The 17526-nt window shown below is 59.6% G+C and carries 15 protein-coding genes; 4 read left to right on the forward strand and 11 right to left on the reverse strand.

The annotated features are described in order from the left end of the window. Window positions 1-19: 19 nt before the first annotated feature. From OU997_RS18245 to OU997_RS18275, 7 genes are all read right to left on the reverse strand, one after another. Entirely contained in the window at window positions 20-1975 is a 1956-nt protein-coding gene (locus OU997_RS18245) for an acetoacetate--CoA ligase (RefSeq protein WP_267807905.1), read from the reverse strand. 294 nt (window positions 1976-2269) lie between these two features. Beyond that, window positions 2270-3172 carry a hydroxymethylglutaryl-CoA lyase gene (locus OU997_RS18250; RefSeq protein ID WP_267807907.1) on the reverse strand — a complete coding sequence of 301 codons (903 nt, stop codon included), beginning with the start codon at window positions 3170-3172 and terminating at the stop codon, window positions 2270-2272. 213 nt (window positions 3173-3385) lie between these two features. Beyond that, window positions 3386-5347 (reverse strand): acetyl/propionyl/methylcrotonyl-CoA carboxylase subunit alpha, encoded by a 1962-nt coding sequence (locus tag OU997_RS18255; RefSeq protein WP_267807909.1) that lies wholly within the window; start codon window positions 5345-5347, stop codon window positions 3386-3388. A 64-nt stretch (window positions 5348-5411) separates the two neighbouring features. Beyond that, window positions 5412-6206 carry a gamma-carboxygeranoyl-CoA hydratase gene (locus tag OU997_RS18260; RefSeq protein ID WP_267807911.1) on the reverse strand — a complete coding sequence of 265 codons (795 nt, stop codon included), beginning with the start codon at window positions 6204-6206 and terminating at the stop codon, window positions 5412-5414. 36 nt (window positions 6207-6242) lie between these two features. Beyond that, on the reverse strand, window positions 6243-7850 hold the full coding sequence (locus OU997_RS18265) for a carboxyl transferase domain-containing protein (RefSeq protein ID WP_267807913.1): 1608 nt from the start codon (window positions 7848-7850) through the stop codon (window positions 6243-6245). A gap of 119 nt (window positions 7851-7969) precedes the next feature. After that, window positions 7970-9133, reverse strand: coding sequence for an isovaleryl-CoA dehydrogenase (locus OU997_RS18270; protein WP_267807915.1), 1164 nt, complete (start codon window positions 9131-9133; stop codon window positions 7970-7972). A 29-nt stretch (window positions 9134-9162) separates the two neighbouring features. Further along, window positions 9163-9564, reverse strand: coding sequence for a MerR family transcriptional regulator (locus tag OU997_RS18275; RefSeq protein ID WP_267809932.1), 402 nt, complete (start codon window positions 9562-9564; stop codon window positions 9163-9165). A 182-nt stretch (window positions 9565-9746) separates the two neighbouring features. Between OU997_RS18275 and OU997_RS18280 the strand changes: the two genes are divergently transcribed. From OU997_RS18280 to OU997_RS18290, 3 genes are read left to right on the forward strand one after another with little or no spacing between them, the layout of a single operon-like run. Next, entirely contained in the window at window positions 9747-10241 is a 495-nt protein-coding gene (locus tag OU997_RS18280; RefSeq protein WP_267807917.1) for a hypothetical protein, read from the forward strand. A gap of 37 nt (window positions 10242-10278) precedes the next feature. Then, complete coding sequence (locus tag OU997_RS18285; RefSeq protein ID WP_267807918.1) at window positions 10279-11184, forward strand: response regulator; 906 nt, start codon at window positions 10279-10281, stop codon at window positions 11182-11184. A gap of 26 nt (window positions 11185-11210) precedes the next feature. Beyond that, on the forward strand, window positions 11211-12242 hold the full coding sequence (locus OU997_RS18290) for a hypothetical protein (protein WP_267807920.1): 1032 nt from the start codon (window positions 11211-11213) through the stop codon (window positions 12240-12242). A gap of 39 nt (window positions 12243-12281) precedes the next feature. On the opposite strand, the gene OU997_RS18295 is transcribed toward OU997_RS18290, so the two are convergent. Then, a complete protein-coding gene (locus tag OU997_RS18295; RefSeq protein WP_267807921.1) occupies window positions 12282-13205 on the reverse strand; it encodes a LysR family transcriptional regulator in 924 nt (307 codons plus the stop codon). Window positions 13206-13363: 158 nt separating this feature from the next. Here OU997_RS18295 and OU997_RS18300 point away from each other — a divergent pair, with 158 nt between their 5' ends. Continuing rightward, on the forward strand, window positions 13364-14593 hold the full coding sequence (locus tag OU997_RS18300) for an acyl-CoA dehydrogenase (RefSeq protein WP_267807922.1): 1230 nt from the start codon (window positions 13364-13366) through the stop codon (window positions 14591-14593). 56 nt (window positions 14594-14649) lie between these two features. On the opposite strand, the gene OU997_RS18305 is transcribed toward OU997_RS18300, so the two are convergent. The 3 genes from OU997_RS18305 to OU997_RS18315 all read right to left on the reverse strand — a co-directional run bounded on the left by OU997_RS18305 (window position 14650) and on the right by OU997_RS18315 (window position 17497). After that, window positions 14650-14853 carry a hypothetical protein gene (locus tag OU997_RS18305; protein ID WP_108488990.1) on the reverse strand — a complete coding sequence of 68 codons (204 nt, stop codon included), beginning with the start codon at window positions 14851-14853 and terminating at the stop codon, window positions 14650-14652. Window positions 14854-14858: 5 nt separating this feature from the next. Further along, entirely contained in the window at window positions 14859-15842 is a 984-nt protein-coding gene (locus tag OU997_RS18310) for a TerC family protein (protein ID WP_267807924.1), read from the reverse strand. Between the two features lie 272 nt (window positions 15843-16114). After that, the gene (locus tag OU997_RS18315) at window positions 16115-17497 is read right to left on the reverse strand and encodes a substrate-binding domain-containing protein (RefSeq protein WP_108488988.1); all 1383 of its coding nucleotides are present in this window, start codon (window positions 17495-17497) and stop codon (window positions 16115-16117) included. Window positions 17498-17526: the final 29 nt, after the last annotated feature.

Below are 17526 nucleotides of genomic sequence, written 5' to 3' on the forward strand. Positions count from 1 at the left end.
TGGCTGGAGTTTTGGTACTTCAGTCCCGTAGTTCCGCCAGGTCGCGGTACAACTCCAACGCCTTTGGATTAGCCAGGGCGTCGGTGTTTTTCACCGGTTTGCCGTGCACCACGTTGCGCACCGCCAACTCGACGATTTTGCCGCTGATGGTGCGCGGGATATCCGCCACGGCGATGATCTTGGCCGGCACATGGCGCGGCGTGGTGTTGGCGCGGATGACCTGCCGGATCTGTGCCTGCAGGGCATCGTCAAGCACCATGCCCTCGCGCAGCCGCACAAACAGCACCACCCGCACGTCATCCTCCCACGCCTGACCGATGGCGATGGACTCCAGCACAGCTTCGACCTTTTCCACCTGGCGGTATATTTCCGCGGTGCCGATGCGCACGCCGCCGGGGTTGAGTACCGCGTCACTGCGGCCGTGAATCACCAGCCCATTGTGCTCAGTGATTTCGGCGTAATCACCGTGAGCCCAGATGCCGGGGAAGGTCTCAAAGTAGGCCGCCCGGAACTTGCTGCCATCGTCATCCTTCCAGAAACCCACCGGCATTGAGGGAAAGTGCTGTGCGCAAACCAGTTCGCCTTTTTCGCCGCTGACCGCGGTGCCTGCGTCGTTCCACACCTGCACGTCCATGCCCAAGCCCTTGCATTGCAGCTCACCGCGCCACACCGGCAGCACCGGGTTGCCGAGGGCGAAGCAGGAGACGATGTCGGTGCCGCCGGAGATCGATGACAGGCAGAGATCGGCTTTGATCGCGCGGTAGACGTACTCGAAGCTTTCGTGGGACAGCGGCGAGCCGGTCGACAGAATCGCCTTAAGACGCTGCAGGCTGTGTGTTTGAGTGGGCTTGGCACCGGCTTTTTCCAGCGCCGCGAGAAACTTGGCGCTGGTACCGAAGATGCTGATGTTTTCCGCATCGATCAGGTCGATCAAACGTTCGGCCCCAGGATGGAAGGGCGAACCGTCAAACAGCACCAGCGTCGCGCCCAGCGCTAATCCTGAGACCAGCCAGTTCCACATCATCCAACCGCAGGTGGTGTAGTAAAACAGCGTGTCATCGCGGGTCAGGTCAGTGTGCAGGCCGAGTTCTTTGGCGTGCTGCAGCAAGGTGCCGCCGGTGCCGTGCACGATGCACTTGGGCACGCCGGTGGTGCCGCTGGAATAGAGGATATACAGCGGGTGATTGAAGGCTACCTGGGTGAATTCGGGTTCGCCGCCGGCCTGGTAGAAGTCCTGCCACAACGAAACTTTGGCCTCCGAGTGGAAGTCGGCAGCGTTGGCCTGGGCATTGGCGTAGGGCACCACAATCAACTGCTCAAGCGAGGGCAGCCGTTCGAGAATTTCGTTGAGCTTGGCCGTCAGGTCCAGGCTCTTGCCGGCGTAGCGGTAACCGGCGGCGGCGATCAATACCTTGGGTTCAATCTGGCCGAAGCGGTCGATCACCCCCTGCGTGCCGAAGTCGGGTGAGCAACTCGACCAGGTGGCGCCCAGGCTGCTGGCAGCCAGCATGCCGACCACCGTCTGCCAGGTATTGGGCATAAAGGCGGCAACCCTGTCGCCGATACCGACGCCAGCGGCACGCAGGCTGCATTGCAAGCCGGCGACATGGGCGGCCAGTTGGGCATAGCTCAGTTGTTCGCGGCTGCCATCTTCGCCAATTGCGATCAGAGCAGGATGGTGATCGCGGCGACGCAGCAGATGTTCTGCAAAGTTCAGCGTTGCACCGGGAAACCAGTGGGCGCTGGGCATGGCGCTGCCTTCTTGCAGTACGGCCTCGGGCTGTGCACTAAAGCGGATCTCGAAGAACTCGACAATCGCCTGCCAGAAGCTTTCACGCTGTTCCACGCTCCAGACATGCAGCGCCGGGTAGTCGGCCAGTTGCAGGCTGTGGCGCTGATTGACGAAGCGGCGGAAGCCGTCCATCCGGGTGGTGGTGATACGTTCCTTGGAGGGGGTCCACAAGGGCTGTTGCATGTCGGTTCCTCATTCGGCAGGTGCCGTAATTCTTGTTGTGCCGAGCTGTTGCGCCTGGCCGATGGCACGCTAGCCTACTGGTCGCAGACGGCCTTGACCTGTAGCGCCCCTTATTGCTCGGTTGCCGACCTGGCGGCTGTTGTAGCGGTTTTGCACCGAAGGCAGGACCGGCGCGCTGTATCTGGGGCTCTGGCTTTACAGGCTGTAAACAAAACCTGACGGGGTGGGGCGGGCACGGTCAAGCATCGTTCGTCACTCGATCCAAATGGCGGACAAACCTTCGGCATGTCCACCCTACGCGCTAGCCAGTTTTGCCCGCGCTACCCGAGAGCCATTGGGTTTATCCAGCACGGCGCAAATGCGCTGGCCGGCGGCGATCAGCCGGCCCATATCAATACCGGTTTCGATGCCCAGGCCTTCAAGCAGGTACAGCACATCCTCTGTGGCGACATTGCCAGTGGCGCCTTTGGCGTAAGGGCAGCCGCCGAGACCCGCAACCGAGCTGTCGAAGACACTGATACCTTCCAAGAGGCTCGCATAGATATTGGCCAAAGCCTGACCGTAGGTGTCGTGAAAGTGCCCGGCCAGCAGATTACGTGGCACTTCGCGGCCGACCACGTTGAGCAGGTGACGGGTAGCTCTGGCAGTGCCGGCACCTATGGTGTCGCCCAGGGAAACCTCATAGCAGCCCATGGCATACAGCTCACGGGCCACGCTGGCGACTTGCTCTGCTGGCACGCTGCCGTCATAGGGGCAGCCCAGTACGCAGGAGACATAACCGCGCACGCGGATGCCATGCTGCTTGGCGGCGTCCATCACCGGGACAAAGCGCTCCAGGCTCTCGCGGATCGAACAGTTGATATTCTTCTGCGAGAAGGCTTCCGACGCGGCAGCAAACACCGCCACTTCGCGCACGCCGGCTTCCAACGCACCTTCAAAGCCTTTCAGATTGGGTGCCAGGGCGGCGTAGGTAATACCCGGCAACTGCTGAATCTGAGCAAACACCTCAGCGGAACCCGCCATCTGAGGTACCCACTTGGGCGAAACAAAGCTGCCCACCTCGATGTAGCGCAGGCCAGCAGCGGACAGGTCATCGACCAGGCGCACCTTGTCGGCCACGCTGATCGGCTGTTTCTCATTCTGCAAACCGTCACGCGGGCCGACTTCGACCAGGCTGACGTGATTGGGTATGTTCATGCATCTTCTCCGTAGGGTGGATCGGGGCGCGCAGCTGCCGCTTTACCCATCCTACATGCCCCTTTGTTGTGTATTTCAAGGTGGACATAAACAGCGATGTCCACCCTAAGCACTGTGCTTGCCCGCGATAAAGGTGTTGCGACCTGTGGGCGACGCTTTAGCGGCGCGCTTTTGATCGCTGTTGTCGCGGCTAAAGCCCCTCCCACCTATCCGCTATGCGCCGGCCTCTTCCAGCTCCACCAGCACAGTCCCTTCGCTGACCATCTCGCCTTCGCGGCAATACAGCGCCTTGACCGTGCCGGCCTGTGGCGCGCGGATGCTGTGTTCCATCTTCATCGCTTCCAGCACCACCAGCGCGGTGCCGGCTTCTACATGCTGGCCGGCTTCTACCAGCACCCGCACGATGCTGCCGTTCATGGGGGCGGTAAGGCCGCCGTGTTGCTGATGGCTGGCTTCGACTTCGGCAATCGGGTCATAGAGGCTGACCGCCTGCAACGCGCCCGCATAGTGCAGATACAGGCAATCGCCACGGCGAATGGCGCGGTGTTGCTGACGCAGACCGTCGCGTTCGACGTGCAACTGCTCACCGTGCAGGTGCATGGCAGAAGGTGCCGCATGGCGCAGGCGAACCACCTGACGCTCATTCTGGCAACTCAGGTGCAGATCAATTTCAGCCGGTAAACCCAGGCGCAGGCCGTTGTGATGCGTCCAGGGTGAGTGACAGTCGTCGTGGCGCTGCAGTGGCGCTTCGCTCTGCACAAAGGCCTCGGCAGCCAGTTGCCAGAATTCGGCTGGCAATTCGCCCACAGGTGGCAGCAGTTGGGCTTCATGGCGCGGTATAAAGCCGGTATCCAACTCCGCTTTGGCAAAGGCCGGATGGGCCAGTACACGTTGCAGGAACGCCAGGTTGGTTTTAACACCGCCGACGCAGGTTTCCTTGAGCATGGCCAGCAGGCGCAGCCTTGCTTCCTCGCGGTTTGCGCCCCAGGCGATCAGCTTGCCGAGCATCGGGTCATAGAACGGCGAGACTTCATCACCTTCGGTCACGCCGCTGTCGACTCGGCGGCCAGGGCCAGCATCGGCTTCACGGTACAGCGCCAGGGTTCCGGTAGCAGGCAGAAAATCGTTATCCGGGTCTTCGGCGTACAGGCGCACTTCGATGGCGTGGCCCATCAGCGGCACCTGTTCTTGAGTGATCGGCAGCGCCTCGCCGCGGGCGACGCGAATCTGCCAGGCCACCAGATCCAGGCCGGTAATCAGCTCGGTGACTGGGTGTTCGACCTGCAGGCGGGTGTTCATCTCCATAAAGAAGAAGTCACCACGCTCATCCAGCAGGAACTCCACGGTGCCTGCGCCGACATAACCGATGGCTTGCGCCGCCTTGACGGCCGCTTCGCCCATGGCGCGGCGCAGTTCGGCTGACAGCCCCGGAGCCGGCGCTTCTTCGACGACCTTCTGGTGGCGACGTTGGATTGAGCAGTCGCGTTCATTCAGGTACAGACAGTTGCCGTGCTGGTCAGCAAACACCTGAATCTCCACATGGCGTGGCTTGAGTACGTATTTTTCCACCAGCATGCGCGCGTCGCCGAACGAGGACTGCGCTTCGCGTTGGGCGCTGGCCAGGGCCTCGGCCAGTTCGCTTTCACGCTCAACCACCTTCATGCCTTTGCCACCGCCACCGGCAGCGGCTTTCAGCAGCACCGGATAACCAATCTGCTCAGCAGCCACGCGGAAGGTTTCAACATCCTGCGCTTCGCCGTGATAGCCCGGCACCAGCGGTACTCCGGCGGCTTCCATCAGCGCTTTGGCGGCGGACTTGCTGCCCATGGCGTCGATGGCCGCGGCGGGTGGGCCGAGGAAGATCAAGCCGGCAGCTTCGATGGCGCGGGCAAAGCCGGCGTTCTCCGAAAGAAAGCCATAGCCAGGATGGATGGCCTGAGCACCGCTGGCTTTGGCTGCGGAAATGATCGTGTCGATCAACAGGTAGCTGTCCGCCGGCTTGGCACCGCCCAGGTTCACCGCCAGATCGGCTTCGCGCACATGGCGGGCGTGGGCGTCGATGGCGCTGTGCACTGCCACCGTCTGGATGCCCATGGCCTTGGCCGTGCGCATCACGCGGCAGGCGATTTCGCCACGATTGGCCACCAGCAGGGTGTCGATAGGCTTGAGGCTCATGGGTTTGACTCCTGCCGTAGGTATGGGCGTTTATCCAGCCGGCTATTGCGGGGGATAGTCATGTTTATTGCTCCTGCCAGGCGGGTTTGCGTTTATCCAGAAAGGCGCGCAGACCTTCCTGACCTTCAGCGCTGACGCGGATGCGAGCGATGGCGTTTTCTGTGTAACGGCGCAGCGCTGGGGTGAGCACACCGCTGCCGACTTCACGCAGTAAATCCTTGCTGGCGAGCATCGCTTGCGGGCTGTTGAGCAGCAGCGTATCGACCCACTCGACCACGGCCTGCTCCAGGGCATCGGCGGCATAGCATTCGGCAAACAGCCCCAGTTCCTGAGCACGCTCACCGCTAAAACGCTCGGCGGTCAGGGCATAGCGCCGCGCGGCGCGCTCGCCAATCGCCTGTACGACAAAGGGGCTGATCACCGCTGGTGCCAAACCGATGCGCACTTCGGACAGGCACAACTGGGCGTCAACCGTGCCGATGGCCATGTCGCAGCAACTGATCAACCCCAGCGCGCCGCCAAAGGCCGCGCCTTGCACCACGGCCAGAGTAGGAATCTTCAGCTGATACAGGTTGTGCATCAGCTCGGCCAGCTCACGGGAGTCGGCCAGGTTGGCGGTGTAGTCCAGGGTTGCCGCGTGCTGCATCCAGGCCAGGTCGGCGCCGGCGGAGAAGTGCTTACCGCGGCCGCGCAACAGCAGGAAGCGCAGGCTTTTGTCGGCCATCACCGCGTCGAGGGCGAGAATCAGCTCGCGGATCATCTCGGCGTTAAAGGCGTTGTTCTTGTCCGCACGGTTGAGCCAGAGGGTGGCAAAGCCGCGTGGGTCTGTTTGCAGTTCGATGGTGTTGAAGTCGGTCATGGTCTGTCGCTCTAGAATCCGGGGCAGGGCGCTGCCTTACATGCGGAACACACCAAATGTGCTCGGCTCAATCGGCGCGTTCAGGCTGGCAGACAGCGCCAGACCGAGTATGTCGCGTGTCTGCGCCGGGTCGATCACGCCGTCATCCCACAGGCGGGCACTGGAGTAGTAGGGGTGGCCCTGGCGTTCGTACTGTTCGAGGATCGGCTGCTTGAGCTTGGCTTCATCCTCGGCGGAAAAGCTCTGCCCCGCGCGAGCAGCCTGTTCGTGCTTGACCTGCACCAGCACGCCAGCGGCCTGTTCGGCGCCCATTACGCCGATGCGCGCATTCGGCCACATCCACAGGAAGCGTGGGTCATAGGCACGGCCACACATGCCATAGTTACCGGCACCGAAGCTGCCGCCGATGATCACGGTGAATTTAGGCACCTTGGCGCAGGCCACGGCGTTGACCAGCTTGGCGCCGTGTTTGGCGATGCCGCCGGATTCGTACTTCTGCCCGACCATAAAGCCGGTGATGTTCTGCAGGAACAGCAAAGGAATGCCGCGCTGGCAGGCCAGCTCGATAAAGTGCGCGCCTTTCTGCGCGGACTCGGCGAACAAAATGCCGTTATTGGCGAGGATCGCCACGGGATAGCCGTGGATATGCGCAAAGCCGCAAACTAAGGTAGCGCCAAACAGTGCCTTGAACTCATCGAATACGCTGCCATCGACCGTGCGGGCGATGACTTCACGCACATCGAAGGGCTGCTTGGCGTCCGCTGGAATCACCCCGTACAGCTCTTCGCCGCTGTACAGGGGGTTGATCGGCGCACGGTTGTTCAGCACGCCGAGCTTGCGCCAGTTCAGATTGGCGATGCTACGGCGGGCCAGGGCCAGGGCGTGTTCGTCGTTGTCGGCATAATGGTCGGCCACGCCGCTGGTCTTGCAGTGCACATCGGCGCCGCCAAGATCTTCGGCGCTGACCACCTCACCGGTGGCGGCTTTGACCAGCGGCGGGCCGGCCAGGAAGATGGTGGCCTGGTTGCGCACCATGATTGCTTCATCGGCCATGGCCGGCACGTAGGCGCCGCCAGCGGTGCAGGAGCCCATGACCACGGCGATCTGCGGGATGCCCATGGCGCTCATGTTGGCCTGATTGAAGAAGATCCGCCCGAAGTGCTCGCGGTCCGGAAACACTTCATCCTGACGCGGCAGGTTGGCGCCGCCTGAGTCCACCAGGTAGATGCACGGCAAGCGGTTCTGCTGGGCGATGCTTTGTGCGCGTAGGTGCTTTTTCACCGTCAACGGGTAATAGCTGCCGCCTTTGACCGTGGCGTCATTGGCGACGATCATGCATTCCACCCCCTCGACCCGGCCGATACCCGCGACCACGCCAGCCGCTGGCACCTCTTCGCCATAGACCTCATGGGCGGCCAGTTGGCCGATTTCGAGGAAGGGCGAGCCGATATCCAGCAGGCGATTGATGCGTTCCCGTGGCAGTAACTTACCCCGTGAGGTGTGGCGCTCCTGAGCCTTGGCACCGCCGCCTTCGTGGACGCGGGCGAGCAGGGCGCGCAGGTCGTTTACCTGGGTGAGCATGGCCGCCTGGTTGACGGCGAACTCCGGAGAGCGGGTGTTGATCTGGGTATGCAGAATGGCCATTGAGTTGGCTCCGGTTCAATCCGTAGGGTGCATCGGGGTGCGTAGCTGGCGCTGTTTCCATCCACCAGCTCGGGTGGAATACGCGCGGAGCGTTTTCCACCTTGCGTGTGGCAACCGCTCTATTTCGTCTCGTTAAACAGCTCGCGGCCGATCAGCATGCGGCGGATCTCGCTGGTGCCCGCGCCGATCTCATAGAGCTTGGCGTCACGCAGCAAACGGCCGGCCGGGTATTCGTTGGTATAGCCGTTACCGCCGAGCAGCTGGATGGTGTCCAGCGCCATCTTGGTGGCCATCTCGGCGGTGTAGAGGATCACGGCGGCGGCGTCCTTGCGCGATTCCTCGCCGCGGTCGCAAGCCTTGGCGACGTTGTACAGGTAAGACTTGGAGGCGTTCATGCCGGCGTACATGTCGGCCAGCTTGCCCTGCACCAGCTGGAATTCGCCGATCGATTGTTTGAACTGCTGACGCTCGTGCACATAGGGCAGCACCACGTCCATGCATGCGCTCATGATCCCGGTCGGGCCGCCGGAGAGCACGGTGCGCTCGTAGTCCAGGCCGCTCATCAGCACGCGCACGCCGCCACCTTCCGCGCCGAGGATGTTCTCTTCCGGCACTTCGCAATCCTCGAACAGCAGTTCGCAGGTGTTGGAGCCGCGCATGCCCAGTTTGTCCAGCTTTTGGTGGCGGGAGAACCCCTTGTAGTCGCGCTCGACGATAAAGGCGGTCATGCCGCGTGAGCCGGCGTTGAGGTCGGTCTTGGCGTAGATCACGTAGGTGTGGGCGTCGGGGCCGTTGGTGATCCACATCTTGTTGCCGTTGAGTACATAGCGGTCGCCGCGTTTCTCGGCGCGCAGTTTCATCGACACCACGTCAGAGCCGGCATTCGGCTCGCTCATGGCCAGGGCGCCGATATGCTCGCCGGAGCACAGTTTGGGCAGGTACTTGGCCTTCTGCTCGTGGGTGCCGTTCTTGCGGATCTGGTTCAGGCACAGGTTGGAATGGGCGCCGTAGGACAGGCCGACCGAGGCCGAGGCGCGGCTGATCTCTTCCATCGCCACCACATGCGCCAGGTAGCCCATGTTGGTGCCGCCGTATTCCTCTTCCACGGTCATGCCGAGCAGGCCCATGTCGCCAAACTTGCGCCACATGTCCATGGGGAACTCGTTGTCGCGGTCGATCTGCGCGGCACGCGGGGCCAGCTCGGCTTGAGCGAAATGGTGCACCGAGTCGCGCAGCATATCGATGGTCTCGCCGAGACCGAAGTTGAGGGTTGGGTAGCTCATGGTTCCACCTGTAATTGTTCGAATTAAGTTCAGGAGATAACGCTTTGTTTTTTATCAGTTTCAGCTAATGCTGCTAAACAACGCTCTTCGGCGGTATCCAGCTCCAGCTGCATCTGTTCGATGTCCAGTAACTGTTGCTGCAACTGGGCGCGACGCTCAGCGATCTTGGCCATAAAAGTGTGCAGCTGCTTGTGGTTGCCATGCACCGGGTCGTAGAGCTCGATGAGTTCCTTGCACTCAGCCAGGGAAAAACCAATGCGCTTGCCGCGCAGAATCAGCTTAAGAGCGACTTTGTCTTTGGCGCTGTAGATACGCTCCTGACCGCGCCGCTCGGGGCTGAGCATGCCTTGCTCTTCGTAAAAACGAATGGCGCGGGTGGTGATATCCAGTTCGCGGGCCAAGTCTGAAATGGAGTAGGTGATCGCGGACATCATCAGGGGCTCTTATTTACCTTTACGTTAACGTAATCTAGCCTTACGTTAACGTCAACCTGACGTCTGTACTCACCAGCGGGGCGAATTGACTGAAATGTGTGATTAACGGAGCCCGGATTTAGGTCTAGGCTCAAAACAATGCGGCGTTAATCCACCTCCGGATATGTTGAATTCTTCATATGCATGTTTATGGAATAGAAGAGCACCTGGCTAAAACTTGGCTGATGCTGGTCGGTGAGCAGCTGAGTTTTGTGGCGCAAGCCATCACCCAGGCCGAGTTACAGGCCCAGCACTATTTTGTGGTGACCTTGCACCCGACGCCCAAAGGGCATCTGGCGGGTGTAGGCCTGGCGATTGCTGAGGACGATGCACGTAACCTGGCCAGTCATATGTTTGACTTGGCCATCGCAGAGTTGGGTGCAGCGGACGTGACCGATGCCTGTGGTGAGTTGAGCAATATCTTCGCCAGCGGTGTGCCCGGGCATGTCGACAGTGACCTGGTTCTCGATCTCGGTTTACCGGCACGTTTAACTGCGCAGCAGTTCCTCAGTGTATTAGCGGCCAGTACGATCAGCGGCAGTTACATTACCCAGCAACGCGAGCATCACATCCAAGTGATTATTTTTGAGAGTTTGAACTTGCCCCCTGCTACCGGTTGGAGCCCCGCACCATGACTTTTGTTTTAATCCCAGCCTGCAGAGGGAGCGTCCTATGAAGTTCTTGATTGTCGATGACAGTCGTGCGGTTCAGGCCATCATCAAACGTATCTTGGAGAATACCGGTTACCGCGAGATCGAATTGCGCACGGCGTTGAGCGGCGATGAGGCGCTGGAGATTTTGGAAGGGTGGAAGCCTGATCTGATCCTTACCGACTGGCATATGCCGGGTATGACCGGGCTGGAGTTGTTGCAGACAATTCGTCAATTGGACATGCTCGATATTAAAGTCGGTTTTGTGACCACCGAATCCTCAGCCCGGCATCTGGATGAAGCTCACCGCAATGGTGCAGCCTTTGTAGTGAACAAGCCGTTCAATACCGAAGAACTCAAGCAAGCCGTGCTGTCCGTATTGCAGGATGCCGACGGTGTCGAAGACGCCATTGAAGCGGCGGCACCTTCGCCAGCAACTGCCGTTGCAACGCCGAAACAACCCATTGATGCCGCTGAAATAGCCACGATCCTCAGCCTTTCCTCGATTGTCTGCAAGATTGAGCGTATCGACCCGGTACCTATCGAACACGTCAAATTGCCCTATGTCATCGGTATTTTCAGCGCCCCGGACAGCAAAAGCGTGGACGCCGTCTGCCTGATGGACCTCAACGCAGCCTGTATGCTGGGCGGTGCCATGGCCAAGCAAAGCGCCGATCTGGTCAAAGCGGCGATCTTGGGCAAAACCCTAAACCGCGACGTCTATGAAAACTGCACCTCCTTTTTAAGTGATTTATCCGGGATGATTTCACGCAGTTCAGGCAAGCGCTGCACGCTGTCGAGCAGCCATCTGGTGCAAAAGCCCTTCGGCAAGCTATTCGAATTGATGGGTAACAACTATGGCCGGGCGGATTTCAGCATCTCCTTTCCCGCTTATGGCGACGGTTTCGTCTCGGTACTGCTGAGCTAAAAACGTTCAACTGCGCAGGTAGTCTGATGAGCGATTTAAGTCACTTGGAACTGGGCATCATGTTGGCGGTCGCCGCCAACCTGTTGCTGGTCGCGGTAGTCGCTGGTTTAACAGCATGGATTTACTTTCAATTATCAGCGCGCAAACCGCCGCAGGAGGCTGAGCAAACTCAGCAAGCCGAGGCCTCCGAAATACGTGCCAACAACATACTGCTGACTGACATGCTGAATGAGGTCAGTGAGCACAGCATTGAACCGTTCGATCAAGCGCTCAGTCAGGGCTATGAACTGGTTTCATCCATTGAGGGTGTTACAGAGGCCAATTACGCCGAGTGGAAGCTCCAGCACCAATCCGAACTCGACGCCCTGATAGCCAATCGGGCCGAAATGGAGTTCAAGCTCGATGACCTGAAAGCCAAGCTTGATCGCGCTCATAAACTGGTTACCACCCTGCACGCGTACAAGCGCCAAACGGACAGCCGCGACGACAAACTGGGCACTTTGCAGGTTAAGCTGCAGCATCTAAAAGAACAGATGACCCATGTGCAAACCGAGCGTGAGCACAGTTTGGGGGAAGCCTCAGAGCTCAATCAGCAGTTGAAGCAGAGCAAACATCAGGTTAAAGAGGTTGAAAGCCAACTGCACGTGCTGGAGGAACAGGCCCGTCAGCAGCAGGTCAAGTTTCAGCACCTGCGTGAGGAAATGGGGCACCTGCAAAACCAGCGTGAGCAAAGCCTGGCTGAAGCAATGGAGCTGCGGCGCTTGCTCAGTGATACCAAGCAACAGGGGCTTGATCAGGTAGAGCATCATCGTCGGGAAGTTGAAGAGCAGAATCGTTTGCAAACGCTGTTGCGCGAAGAGGCTGAACTGCTGCGTGGGCAACTGGAGCGCGAGCGCGATGTGTTGTCACGCACGCTGTTGGAAAAAGACTTTATCGAAAGCGCCTTCCTGGAAACCGATGCGGCCACCGATCAGCTCCTCAAATTCAAAAGTGACTATGAGGAACTGCAGAAGGCGCACCGTTTGTTACAACTGAAAACCAATGCGTCCAGCAGCTGAGTGCGTTTAACTCGTTGTTAAACGGGATCGATAAACGCTTTATTGCTGCTCTGATTTTTCCCGCGCGCACACCAGTTGGCACAGTTCAATGATCTGCTCGCGCATCCAGCGGTTGGCAGGGTCCTGATCGGTGCTTTCGTGCCAGTACAGGTGCGTTTCCAGTGGCGTCATGTCCTTGATTGGCAATTCGACAAAGTGCAGGTCATTGCGCTTGGCAAAACGCTCCGGCACGGTCATGGCCATGTCGGTGGTTTGCAGCACGGTGGTGGCCATCAGGTAGTGTTGTGAGCGCAGGGCAATCTTGCGCTGCATACCTTGCCGGCCTAACGCCAGATCGACATGGCCCAAACCGCTGCGCCGGCTGGAAATGTGGATATGGGTCAGTGCCATGTATTCATCCAGGCTGATTTTGTCTTTGTTGAGCGGATGACCACGGCGCATGGCGCACACATAGCGGTCCTCCATCAGCTTGACGTGACGCACCTGCGGGTCGGTATTGAGCGGGGCATCCACGGCAAAATCCAACCGACCTGCGGCCAGCTCTTTAGTGGTTTCGCGACGCCGCGCCAGCATGCTTTCGATATTCACGTTGGGCGCCATGCGCCGTAAACGCTGGAACAGCGGCGGCAGGATGATGGCCTCGGTGAGGTCGGTCATGCTGATGCGGAAGGTCTTGTTGGCCTGGACAGGGTTGAAGATGCGGCTTTCCTGCACCGAAATACGCAGCTGCTGCAGCGCATTGCGCACCGGGCCGATAATGTTCTGCGCCATAGGCGTGGGCACCATGCCTTGGGCGGTGCGCACGAACAGCGGGTCATTGAAGGTTTCGCGCAGGCGAGCCAGGGCGTTGGATACGGCGGGTTGGGTAATACCGACGATCTGGCCGGCACGGGTCAGATTGGCCTCGGTGTAGATGGCATCGAAGACGACAAAGAGGTTGAGGTCGACCTTGTTCAGATTCATTACACGCTCGCTCCGCAGGTTGTCGGTATCAGTGGATCATATATCGGTGATGAATGTTTATACACGGCGAGAATAGATTAGATAAATCCTAATCCCTGTTCTAGCATCATTTTCACTTCACCGAATCCCTCATAATTAGCGTCAGAAGGTAGCCACTCATGGATTTCGCCTACTCCCCCAAGGTTCAGGAACTGCGTGAACGCGTCACCGCGTTTATGGAGACCCATGTCTATCCCGCCGAAGCCGTGTTCGAGCGGCAGGTCAACGAGGGCGACCGTTGGCAGCCTACCGCGATCATGGAAGAGCTGAAGGCCAAGGCCAAAGCTGAAGGACTGTGGAACCTGTTTCTGCCGGAATCCGAGCTGGGCGCCGGTCTGACCAACACTGAATACGCACCGTTGGCCGAAATTATGGGCAGCTCGTTGATCGGTGCTGAGCCATTCAACTGCGCCGCGCCGGACACCGGCAACATGGAAGTGCTGGTGCGCTACGCCAACGACGCGCAGAAAGAACAGTGGCTCAAGCCGCTGCTGGACGGCACCATCCGCTCCGCCTTCGCCATGACCGAGCCAGGCGTGGCGTCTTCCGATGCCACCAATATGCAGGCCAGCGCTGTGCGCCAGGGTGATGAGTGGGTGATCAACGGCCGCAAATGGTGGACATCGGGTGCTTGCGACCCGCGCTGCAAGATCATGATCTTCATGGGGCTGACCAATCCGGATGGCCCGCGTCATGCACAGCACTCGATGATTCTGGTGCCGATGGATGCCCCAGGGGTGAAAGTGCTGCGTCCGCTGCCGGTCTTCGGTTACGACGACGCCCCGCATGGCCACGCCGAAGTGCTGTTCGAGAACGTGCGCGTGCCCTATGAAAACGTTTTGCTGGGTGAGGGCCGTGGTTTTGAAATTGCTCAGGGTCGCCTTGGCCCGGGCCGTATCCACCACTGCATGCGCTCCATCGGCATGGCTGAACGCGCGCTGAAATTGATGTGTGAGCGCTCGATCAGCCGCACTGCCTTTGGCAAGCCGCTGGCCCGTCTGGGTGGCAACATCGATCACATCGCCGACTCGCGCATGGAGATCAATATGGCGCGTCTGCTGACGCTGAACGCCGCTTATATGATGGACACCGTGGGCAACAAGATCGCCGCCAGCGAAATCGCTCAGATCAAAGTCGTGGCGCCGAATGTGGCGCTGAAGGTGATTGACCGCGCGATTCAGATTCACGGCGGTGCAGGGGTCTCCAACGATTTCCCGCTTGCCTACTGGTATGCCATGCAGCGTACCCTGCGTCTGGCTGATGGTCCGGACGAAGTGCACCGCGCAGCTATTGGCAAGTTTGAGATCGGCAAGTACGTGTCCAAGGACATGATGAAAGCCAGCCGTTAACCTCTAGTGGCTACAGAAAGCCCAAGGCCCGCAGATGCGGGTCTTGGGCTTTTTCGTTAATGGCTCATTTCCGGAGGCGCAACTTCACTACCCAGCGCCTGGGTTTGTTGCAGCCAGACCAGGCGCATATGCAGTTGGGCGGCAAAGGCGCGGGCGGCGTGTTCTTCGTGAAAGGTCAGGGTGCGGCGTCCCATGCGCACCTGCCAATGCAGTTTCCCGCGCTGGTGCAGGGCCTCGATGACAACTTCGGGTACGTTCAAACGACTTAATCCTGTAGACGCTGATCGCGGGTTTTCAGTAGCGACAGGATCACCCCGCCGGCCAGCAGACCCAGGGTCATGCTGAGTGAGAGCAGGGCGGGAACCTTGACGATATCGTGGAGGAATATCTTGCCACCGATAAACATCAGAACCAATGCCAGGGCGTACTTCAGGTAAATGAAGCGGTGCATCAGCGCGGCCAGGGCAAAGTACAGCGAACGCAGGCCGAGGATAGCGAAGATGTTCGAGGTGTAGACGATAAACGGATCCTGGGAGATGGCCAGCACCGCCGGTACGCTGTCCACGGCAAACACCAGGTCGGCCAGCTCGATCAGGATCAGTGCCAGCAGCAGAGGTGTTGCATGCAGGAGGTGCTTACCCGTTTTTCTATCCGGCTTGCGCAGCAGAAAGCGCCCCTCGTGCATATCCTCGGTTACCCGAATATGCCTGCGTAGGAACTGCAGCAAACGGTTCTGGCTCAGGTCAGGGTGTTGTTCTTCCTGAGCCGAAAGCATGCGCACCCCGGTGAACAGCAGAAATGCGCCGAACAGGTACAGCACCCATTCGACGTTCTGTACCAGCGCCGTGCCCAGGCCAATCATGATCGCCCGCAGCACCACCACGCCGAGAATGCCCCAGAACAGCACGCGATGCTGATACTGCCGCGGAATAGCGAAGAAACCGAGAATCATCGCCATGACGAACACATTGTCCATCGACAGTGACTGTTCAACCAGAAAACCGGTGTAGAACTCCAGCGCCTTGGTAGCGCCCAACTGCCACCAGATCCAGCCGCCAAAGGCCACCCCAACGCTGAAGTAGCCGCTGTACAACAGCAGGCTCTCGCGCATCTCGATCTCATGCTCGTTGCGGTGCAAGACGCCGAGATCAAGCACCAGCAGGCCGATGATAATCAGGGCAAAGGTCAGCCAGAACCAGCCAGGAGTACCGAAAAGCGGAGTGTTGAGCGCGCCGAATAGACTGTCCATGGAGCCACCTCGAATGCCTGCCTAAGTTGAGGATCAACTCAGTGACTCCGACATCACGGTGATGACTCACCGCCAGAGGGGCCCGGCGTCACGCTTAAGTAAGGTTAGCAGGCCCAACAGCAGTTTCCCCTAGAACCTTTTTACAACCTGCTGCGCCTTGGCCCTGCTGCGTTACAAGCAGGCTCGGCATGCTCATTTACAACTCGTAAACTCCGCTTTCTCGCCTGCTTTAGCCTTGCATGTCTCTAGCTCGCGAGGTCGTAAACAGCTTCTTAGTACACCCAGACTTCCACCCGACGGTTCTTGATCCGGCCGTCATCTGCGGTGTTGGCAGCTACCGGCAGCTCATCGCCGAGACCGATAATGTCGCGGAAGATCACCCCTTGCTTGTTCAGCTCACGGCGCACGGCCATGGCGCGCAGCTTGGACAGCAGCTCGGCGCGGGCCGTATCAGCCTTGGCATCGCCAAAGCCGACCAGCACCACCTTGTTGCGCAGCTTGTCCTGGGTTTTCAGGTAACTCATCAGCCGTTTGATGTCGCGTAAGGCCTTGTTATCGAGGTTGGCGCTGCCTTCCTGGAAGCGAAAATTCACCGACAGCCGTTGCGCGTCCTTGGCCAGTTCCTGGTAGGACGCTGGCATATCCGGGTTCTGCGGGATTTTCACCGCCTGTACGGTCTGCGCGATAAACCCGTTCTGGTCGACAATCGCCTGGCCGCGTGGGCTGTGCGCGAACCTCACCAGGGCTAGCGCCCAGGGGTTCTGCAACTCCGGTTGGTTGTAGAGAAACAGGCGACGCGACAGCGGATAGTCTTCGGTGGCGATCAGGGTCAGGCTTGGCAGCATCGGTTGCGATTTGCCGGCAGCAATCGCCACAGCCTTGGCCTGGCGGATATAAGGCAGGCCGATAAAGCCGATGCCATTAGGGTCCTGGCTGACGGCGTCGGAGAGCTTCTCGCTGTTCTCGAAACGCTTGGCGCTGGCGGCCAGACTCTTGCCATTGGCACTCAGCACCAGCTCCTTGAAGGTGTCGAAGGTGCCGGATTTGTCATCACGGGCATACAGGGTGATGGCACCGGCGGGGGCGCCGAGTTGCGCCCAATCCTTGATCTCACCGGCAAAGATCTGCGCCAGTTGCTCGGTGCTCAATGCACCGAGTGGGTTGGTGGGGTGAAGAATGATCGCCAGGCCGTCGAGGGCGATGATCTGTTCGGCGCTCGGGCTTTGCAGGTCACCAAAGGCTTGCAGGCTGGCCACCTCGCTGTCCTTGATCGGCCGTGATGAGGCGGCCAGATCAGCGCTGCCGTCGCCCAGGGCAACGAAACCGGTGCCAGAACCGTGGGCGGCAACTTCGATGCTCACGCTGCGGCCGTCGCTGGTCTTGCCAATGATCTTCTGCTCATTATCGGCATTGCCGGCTTCGATGCGGATCGCACTCAGGCCTTGCTCTTCCAGCAGCCCTTTGACCAACGCCGGCCCCAGTCGCGCACCAATGGTGTTGGAACCCTGGATACGCAGCACGCTGCTGTTATCGCTGGGGACGGGCAGAGCGGCAAACACTGACCAAGGCAGGGCGTAGCAGATTGAGCCGAGCAGCAGAAAGCTGATGGTACGAATCCACGTTTCGTGATCTGAGGCTGAGCGGGCACGCGACATGCGGCAAACACCTTGTATGGGTGAGTGAA

Origin of the sequence: Pseudomonas sp. SL4(2022), assembly GCF_026625725.1 — a bacterium.
Lineage (GTDB): Bacteria > Pseudomonadota > Gammaproteobacteria > Pseudomonadales > Pseudomonadaceae > Aquipseudomonas.